The 7244-nt window shown below is 61.1% G+C and carries 4 protein-coding genes; 2 read left to right on the top strand and 2 right to left on the bottom strand.

All coding sequences use genetic code 11. The annotated features are described in order from the left end of the window. The first annotated feature begins 70 nt into the window (after positions 1 to 70). Both ACT8II_RS06175 and ACT8II_RS06180 read left to right on the top strand, forming a co-directional pair. Complete coding sequence (locus tag ACT8II_RS06175) at positions 71 to 1957, top strand: magnesium transporter (RefSeq protein WP_294121623.1); 1887 nt, start codon at positions 71 to 73, stop codon at positions 1955 to 1957. A gap of 15 nt (positions 1958 to 1972) precedes the next feature. Then, entirely contained in the window at positions 1973 to 3214 is a 1242-nt protein-coding gene (locus tag ACT8II_RS06180; protein ID WP_443813356.1) for an Nramp family divalent metal transporter, read from the top strand. 405 nt (positions 3215 to 3619) lie between these two features. On the opposite strand, the gene ACT8II_RS06185 is transcribed toward ACT8II_RS06180, so the two are convergent. Both ACT8II_RS06185 and ACT8II_RS06190 read right to left on the bottom strand, forming a co-directional pair. Continuing rightward, entirely contained in the window at positions 3620 to 4492 is an 873-nt protein-coding gene (locus tag ACT8II_RS06185; RefSeq protein WP_443813358.1) for a hypothetical protein, read from the bottom strand. Between the two features lie 699 nt (positions 4493 to 5191). Further along, entirely contained in the window at positions 5192 to 7237 is a 2046-nt protein-coding gene (locus ACT8II_RS06190; protein ID WP_443813370.1) for an acyltransferase family protein, read from the bottom strand. Between the last annotated feature and the right edge of the window lie 7 nt (positions 7238 to 7244).

Raw genomic sequence — 7244 nt, forward strand, 5'->3', positions numbered from 1 at the left:
CCAGCGGTGCCCCTGCGCTCATGCGCGGTGCGGGAATTCGCCGGGGTGAACCTGCACGTAAAGGAGCACGATGAACTACCTTTCCGAAATGCTGAAGCTGCCGGTGGTCGATGCCGCCGGTGAGAAAATCGGCATCGTCAACGACCTCGGCATTGCCACGGGCGAGGTCTTCCCCCGTGTCACGGCGCTCGCATTCCAGGGCCCGGGCAAAACGCCCTTCATGATCAGTTGGCGCAAGTACGTCGAGCGTTTCGACGACGACGGCGTGTATCTCAAGTACCCTGCCACCGACATTCGCTTCTCCTACCTGCAGCCCGATGAGGTGCTGCTGGCTCGCGACATCATGAACAAGCAGATCGTCGACACGCAGGGCATGAAGGTCGTGCGCGTGAACGACATCAAGCTGTCCACCACCGGCGAGAACCAGCTGCGCCTGCTTGGCGCCGAGGTGGGTGCGCGCGGTCTGCTGCGCGCCATTCATCCGCTGTTCGAGCGCGTGACCGTGAAGGTCGCCAAGATGCTCGGCAAGCCCCTGCCCGAGGACATCATCGCGTGGTCTTACATGGACCTGCTGGAGCGCTCCACCAAGCAGATCAAGCTTTCCGTCTCGCACAAGACGCTTTCCGAGCTGCACCCCGCCGATATCGCCGACATCATCGAGCAGCTCGATCCGCGTTTGCGCACGCAGGTGTTCGCCCAGCTTGACACCGAGCAGGCGGCCGAGGCCATTGCCGAGCTCGACGATGACGAGCTCATGACCGAGATGCTCGAGGGCTTGTCCGACCGCGAGGCCTCGACGATGCTCGCCACGATGGACCCCGACGACGCAGCCGCGCTCATCGAGGAACTCGATTACGAGAAGGCGGAAAAGCTCCTGCGCCTCATGGGCGTCAAAGAGGAGAAGGCCATTCGCGACCTCCTTGGGTACGAGGAGGACACCGCGGGTCGCATCATGACTAATCAGTTCGTGGCCCTGCCCGCCACGGCGACGGTTCAGGACGCCATCGATGCGCTGCGCGATCTGGACGAGGACTTCGAGAGCATCTACTACGTGTACACCACCGACGCCGAGGGCGCGCTCACGGGCGTGCTGTCCATGCGTTCGCTCGTGGTCGCCGATCACACCGACCGCCTGAAGGACCTCGCCTACCGCGACGTGGTGTGGGTCGCCCCCGATCTCGACCAAGAGCAGGTGGCCGACGAGATGACCAAGTACGACCTCGTCGCCATGCCCGTTTGTGATGAGAACCGCCATATCCTGGGTATCGTCACGGTTGACGACGCCCTGGACGTCATCGCCGAGGAGCATGCCGAGGACCTGCAGATCGCAGGTGTGTCGGTGGGCGAGAGCAACGCCGGCGAGTCCACGCACGCTTTTACGTGGTTCTCGCAGCGCCAGTACTGGGTTGTGGTGTGGGCCATCGCGGCGTGCGCCATCGCCGCCATCGTGGTGACACCGTTGGAGCGCCTCGACCTCAACGTCATGGGTATCGCGACGGCCCACCAGATGATCACCAGCCAGGGTCTAACGGCGCTCATGCCCATTTCGATCATGCCGGTCGTGCTCCTCGCCTCCATGCGCATGGTCTCCTTTGTGAAGAACAGCTACCTTGAGTACGACGAGCGCGACGACGAGCCCAAGCCCTACCTCGGGTTCTTCCTCAAGACGACGCTCATCGGCGTTATTCTGGCCGCCGTGGTCTTCCTCTGTGGCGAGCTCATGGCAACAACCCTCTTTGGCGAGGCGGACCCATGGGCAGCGACCGCGCTCCTCTCCTGCTTCAAGGGTGCCGCCGCCGTCATAGTGGGCACGTACGCGAGTGCCGTGATCTACTTCTACGTACTGTTCCGCAGCGACGAGAAGGACCAGAGCATTTCTGGCACCTCGCTTACGTTTGCGGCGGTGCTCCTCTCCGCGTTGGCCTACACCGTACTCGGCACGCTGCCGTTGCTGTAGGGTGTGGTGCACGGTATGGAGCAATCGACCAAGAAGAAACTGACCGTCGCCGCGGTGCTCGGTGCCATGGGGCCGGGGCTCTTGGCGGCGCTGTCCGGCAATGACGCCGGTGGCATCGCGACGTATTCGAGCGCGGGTGCCTCCTACGGCTATGCCACGCTGTGGATGCTGCCCGTGATGGCGCTGCTGCTCATCGTGGTGCAGGAGACCGCCGCCCGCTGCGGATGCGTGACGGGTAAGGGCTTCGCCTCGCTCATCCGCGAGAAGTTCGGCGTGCGCAAGACGGCACTCGCCATGATCGCCCTGCTCATCGCCAACACGGCCGTGACCATCTCCGAGTTTGCGGGCATCGCGAGCGGCCTTGCGCTGTTCGGCATCCCCAAGACGGTGTCCGTGCCGCTGATGGGTCTGCTCATTTGGCTGCTCACCATGAGCGGAAGCTTCCGCCGCATCGAGAAGATCCTCCTGCTCGTGAGCTGCGTGTTTGTGACGTATGTGGTGGCAGCCTTCCTGGCGGGCCCCAACTGGGGTGAGGTGGCGCTCTCCACCGTGACGCCGCACCTCATCCCCGAGCCGAGCTACGTGTCGCTGCTCGTGGCGACCATCGGCACCACCATCGCGCCCTGGATGATCTTCCTCGCCCAGAACAACGTCGTGGACAAGAACGCCGATGAGTCCGATATCATCTTGCAGCGCATCGATACCACCACCGGTTCGGTGATCGCCTGCGCCATCGCGTGGTTCATCATCATCACCACGGGCGCGGTGCTGTATCCGGCGGGCATCCATGTTGCCGACGCGGCAGACGCCGCCCTCGCACTCGAGCCCATCGCCGGTGAGTTCGCCACGGTGCTGTTCGCCGCGGGCCTGGTGGCGGCGAGCTTCTTGGCGGCGTGCGTGCTGCCCGGCGTGACGTCGAGCGCGATTTGCGAGGCCTTTGGCTGGGAGCGCGGTGCCGACCGCAGCTGGAGCGAGGCGCCGGTCTACCGCGGCATCATCACGGTGATCATCGTGGCGTCTGCCGCACTCGTGATCATGCCCGGTGTCGACCTGTTCCAGATCATGATGAGCGCGCAGGTCATCAACGGCGTGCTGCTGCCCATTCTGCTCGTGTTTCTGGTGTTCATCGCCGGCGACAAACACATTATGGGTGGCTACAAAAACAGCCGTTTGTGGAACGTGCTCACCTGGGCCACCATTGTGCTCATCACCGTGCTCACCGTCGTGATGTTCGTGTTGCAGGCGCTGGGATACTAGCGGGCGCCCACGCACCGTGGTACCCGTACGCGCACTAGCAGGCGCCGAACGCGAGGATGACGACGGACTCCCGCACATGATGGCACTCGCGCACGGTGGTGCCCACATACCTTGGCGCCCGCGCGGAGTCATGAGGTTCACGGCCGCTTCGTCGACTAGTCGCGCGTGTAACGTCGAAAAAAATGCAATTAAAACGCTTCAAATTCGACATTTTACGCGAGACGTTCCAAAGAGGGGCGCTCCGATCGCGTTGAGGCCATTGTCTCGATAGCGCCGAGGTGCTTGCCGCATGCGTTGAGGCGCGTGCCGTTCGCGCCGAGGTGCTTGCCGCGCGTTGAGACACCCCTCGCTCGCGTTGGCATGCTTGAGACATCCCATATTTGACCTAGCTGGCTTTTGCTGCGCCTATCTTCGATGCTCATAGGGGGCAACAAGGTCTGCATAGCATTCGAGCGGAGGCATCTCTTCGCACTTGGCGCACGTGGGCAAAGAGACCATCGCGTGGTCTACAAACATCTCGGATGTATCCCGAGGAACGCCGTAGCTTTCGAGAAGTTGGGCAAAATAGGCTACATTACACACATCGTCAAACGAAAAACGTACGATGCGCGCTCCATTGATGCTGAGGCGCGATTCGCGTAGGCGCTCATCGCTGAGGATTCTTACCAGGTCCTTACCTTTTGTCATGGCTGGATCGACATATTTCTGCTTCCCATCGAGCTCGCCGATGATCACCGTTCCGTCTGAAAGAGTCCAGTAGAAGTCGACGCGAATCACCTTGCTTGGATTCATCGGATCATGGCATTCGATCTGGAGGTCGGGTACGGCAAATCCAAGCATGATCATCGTTGCGCGCGCAATGGACTCGCCGCCACTTTCACTGCGAGCATCGGCGAGAGACAGGACATCAACCGCCCTTTGCAGATCATGTTGCCTAACGATCGCCGGATCGTTTTCGAGCAGCTCGATGAGGCTGCTACTCGTTTTCCCAGTCACTCGCAGTGCGGAATCGGCTATGGGGAGGGTGGTTCGTAAATCTCCGGCTCGCAGGCACTGGTGAAGGGTTTGGGCAACCGTCGTCACGCGAATGCCATGGAGTATTTCGTGCGTAATATGCTTGCTGCTTCTCGCGATAATCGATTTTGACTGCACTTGGTACGGGGCGACGATGCTCAGTCTGTCAAGAAGGCTGTACGATACGTTCCATCCGCGAATTGCAGCCGCAGTATAACCGTCGAACACCCATTCCGGATGAATCTGCGAAAGCGCTTTTGCCATGTGTGGACCTGCTCGGTGCGGGAGAGCCCATTCCAGTACGCCTGTCGAACGTAGATTCCGCGATACGGAGAATAGATCGGGTTCCGTTTCGCATGGTTCGCGCGATAGGCGAGCGCCCGCATGAGATGTGCATTGTGAGGCCGGACGAGACATTGGCCATGCTCCTCCGCCGCGTTTAGGAGCAGCTCGATCTTGTTGTCGTTGGTAACAGTCATTTGCCCCTCCCATGTGTTCGGCCTGTCGGGAGACATGAGCGTAGCAGGGGGTTCTGGCTCGTTTTTAAGCAGTTGTCCTCGTGTTTCTGTCGGTATCCCGTCACCTGCGCGGGGTGTTTCGAACCTGCGCAGGTGGAGCGAGTGGCGGATTGTCGCTATGGGTGCATTTAGGCTGGAGGCGCCATCTAAAAATCGCAATAACAGCGTGTTAACGAGGGTGAGGCTAGATGTGCGAACGAGACGTCTTTGGCAGGGAGGCACTCGTATGCAGGCAAGCGTTGCATGGCGATGAATACACGGGTGAGACGCTACTGACGGAGCGGCGCGGTCGAGGTGTCTTTGACAGAAAGACGCGAGCGTAATGTCGAAAATGACGCGCTTCAATCGCGATTTTTTCGACATTACGCTCGCGTCGTCGTGCCGTCGGCAGTGACGTCCCGTCAGCATCGGCCCCTGCTCGCGCCGACGTCCCGCCGTGCCGCCGCTATTCCGTGTCACCTTCGATCTTCATATGCGCAAACTCGGCCCCAATTGACGTCTTGAGGCTGTCGAGCGCGTGCTGGGCAATCAACAGGCGCTCGTCATCTCCATCCTCGAGATGGATGGGCAGGTAGCGGGCCACCTGGTCGTCAATGAGCTGGAGATACTCGGTGACGCCTGTGTTCGAGAGGTGAATGCCGTCGCCATCGAACAGGTCGTTGCGGTCGGCGCTGTACGAATACCAATCGATGAGGATGACGTTTTTGTAGCGCGAGGCAGCATCGGCGAGAACTTGGTTATTCGGCTCGCACCACGGGCGCGCCGCGCGGTTGTTCACGAACACGACGATGCGGTTCGTTCCGGCAAGATTCATGAGTTCATCGACGTTCTCGCTCGAGAACGGCCCGTTCGTGCCGAGTGCGAAGACGCTAACGCGACCTGCGAGCCCTTGGTCCACAAGCGATTTGTAGATGTCGATGCCGGCGGTGAACTGCCGATTCATTGCCGCATCGATATAGCCGTGCGGGAACATCTGGTTGAACGAATCGACTGCGCGCAGCGAGACCGAGTCGCCCACCATCGTGATGTCGTAGGTGCCGTCCGCCGCCGAGGTGCCGCCTTGGGGCGAAGTGCCGTCCTGGTCGGGCGCTGCACTATCGGTGCCATTGGGGCTGCCATTTTCACTTGCGCCCTGAAGAAGTGCGGTGCCGTCCTCGCTCAGGGCAGAGGTGGCGGGGACGAACGCGATGCCTCCCGCCGCTACGAGGGCCGTGGCCCCTGCAATCGCCAGCGGGATGACGTTCGCGCGGGCCCATTTTGGCAACGTCTCGCGGTCGCGCAGCTGCGAGACGATGCGCTTGCCGGCTCCATGTCGAAATGGCGTCTCGATGCAACGATAGCTCAGCTCAGAAATGCCGATAACGATGCAGACCTGCAGGGCATATGCCCACCACGGCTTGGTAGTCACATCGCTGGCGGGGTTCATCAACAGGAGAAGCGGATAATGCCACAGGTAGATGCCGTAGGAGCGCTGTCCCAGCCATACGAGGGGCTTAATGCCGAAGAAACGTCCAAGGTGACTATGGGGTTGCGCGCACGCAGCAATGACCATGAGCGTGAAAAGCGAGGTAATGAGAATTCCCCCATAGTAGGGGAAGGCACTGTAGCCGTTCGTGAACGCCATGAGCATCAAGAGGCCCGCGAGCCCCAGAACTCCTAAGAGGTCGAGCGGGCTTGCACCGTGTTGCTTGAGATGCCGCTGGCTATTTTTCGCCAATGCGGCGTGCAGGGCGTCGCGCAGGGCCCGAGGTAGGCGAATGTTGGTGACGAGTGCGAGCCAAGCTCCCAAAAGAAGGGAGAACGCGCGTGTGTCGGTGCCGTAGTAGATGCGACTGGGGTCGGTGGCGGGATCGTAGAGGATCGCCATCTCAAGTGCCGACACCGCTGCGAGCGCCAGGGCGGCGCGACGGATCCGCTTCTTGGGCTCACCGTGACGCAGCGCAAGCATGAGCGCCACGGGCCATACGAGGTAGAACTGCATTTCAATCGCAAGCGACCAGAAATGAGTGAGTGGCGACGGGTCCCCGATCGCATTGAAATAGGACTGCTGGTTGAAGATCTGCCACCAGTTGTTCACAAACAGGGCAGACGGGATGATATCTGGCCTCATCTTGGTGAGCATGACGTGGTTGAACAGGGTGCAGAGCGCCGCGGTCGCCACGATCACCGTGACGATAGCGGGAACGAGGCGGCGCAGGCGGCGCTGCCAAAACCCCTTGAGATCGATGCGCCCCGTGCCCTTGTGCTCACTGAGCAGCAAGCGTGTGATCAGGTAGCCCGACAAGACGAAGAACACGGTGACGCCTTGCATGCCGCCGGGAACGAGGCTGGGATTGAGGTGGTAGAGCACGACGGCAGCGACGGCGAGGGTGCGGATGCCGTCAAGCGCCGGGATGTAGGGCATGCGTCCCTTGCGAGTCGTTGCGTCAGGGGCGTGCAGGTCGGCGGGGGAGGAGGCCCCAAAATCGCCTTCGGGTGTCGTGGAGGCTATGGGATGT

It is taken from the genome of Collinsella sp. (assembly GCF_052346665.1).
Classification (GTDB): domain Bacteria; phylum Actinomycetota; class Coriobacteriia; order Coriobacteriales; family Coriobacteriaceae; genus Collinsella.

Coding starts and splice junctions, on each gene's coding strand:
- ACT8II_RS06185 (WP_443813358.1), bottom strand. CDS start 4,492: ATGGCAAAAGCGCTTTCGCAGATTCATCCGGAATGGGTGTTCGACGGT.
- ACT8II_RS06180 (WP_443813356.1), top strand. CDS start 1,973: ATGGAGCAATCGACCAAGAAGAAACTGACCGTCGCCGCGGTGCTCGGT.
- ACT8II_RS06175 (WP_294121623.1), top strand. CDS start 71: ATGAACTACCTTTCCGAAATGCTGAAGCTGCCGGTGGTCGATGCCGCC.